Consider the following 765-nt stretch of genomic DNA (forward strand, 5'->3'; position numbering starts at 1 on the left):
ACCAGCCGCGCGACCTCCGCCTCGCGCGCCAGGTCGGCGCGCAGCGCCACGGCGCGACGGCCGCGCGCGCGGATCTCCGCCGCGGTCGCCTCGGCCTCGGCTTCGCTCTGCGCGTAGTGCACCGCGATATCGAACCCCGCCTCGGCGAGCGCGAGCGCCATGGCGCGGCCAAGGCGCTTCGCGCCGCCGGTGACCAGCGCGGCGCGGGGGATGGAAGCAGTGATCATCATGCGCCGGCGACATAGGGCCGGATCGCCGAATTGGCCACTCCGCGCAGCCGCGCCGTCAGCTCGTGGTGGGGTTCTGCGTCGCCGAGGCGCCAAAGCCGCGGCTGTCGCGCAGCGGCGCGCGGGACGGGTCCGATTGCGTGCCGCCGGAGACGAGTTCCACGCCCTGCGTCACGGCTTCGCATTGCCGCTTCACCGCCTCGAGGCTGGCGCGCAGCGCGGCGGCGAGGTCGAGGGCCGCATCGCCGGTCCAATGCGCCACGGCCTCCGGCCGCGCGGCACGCGCGCCAAGCCGCAGCGCCAGCGTCACCGTGGCGCCGTCCGCGCGGTCCTCGACGGCGATATCGCCGGCGCAGCCCACGCCCGGCGCGGTCGCCCAGGACAGGCGACGCGCGTCGTGCTCGACTGCGAAGCGCACGTGGCGTGCGATGCCATCCGCGCCGACGCCGCCGCCGATCACCCGGTCCTGCTCCGGCCCGTCGCGGAAGCTCTCCCGGATCGAGGGCTGCTTGCGCGGCTAGCTTATAGGATTGGCGTG

The 765-nt window shown here is 75.6% G+C and carries 2 protein-coding genes; both read right to left on the reverse strand.

Annotated elements, in window-relative coordinates:
• A partial coding sequence (locus L2I40_RS23950) for an SDR family NAD(P)-dependent oxidoreductase (RefSeq protein WP_237217841.1) occupies positions 1-230 on the reverse strand: 230 nt, incomplete at its 3' end.
• A gap of 55 nt (positions 231-285) precedes the next feature.
• A complete protein-coding gene (locus L2I40_RS23955) occupies positions 286-687 on the reverse strand; it encodes a hypothetical protein (protein ID WP_237217842.1) in 402 nt (133 codons plus the stop codon).
• Positions 688-765: the final 78 nt, after the last annotated feature.

The sequence above is a fragment of the Falsiroseomonas oryziterrae genome (assembly GCF_021864505.1).
Lineage (GTDB): Bacteria > Pseudomonadota > Alphaproteobacteria > Acetobacterales > Acetobacteraceae > Falsiroseomonas > Falsiroseomonas oryziterrae.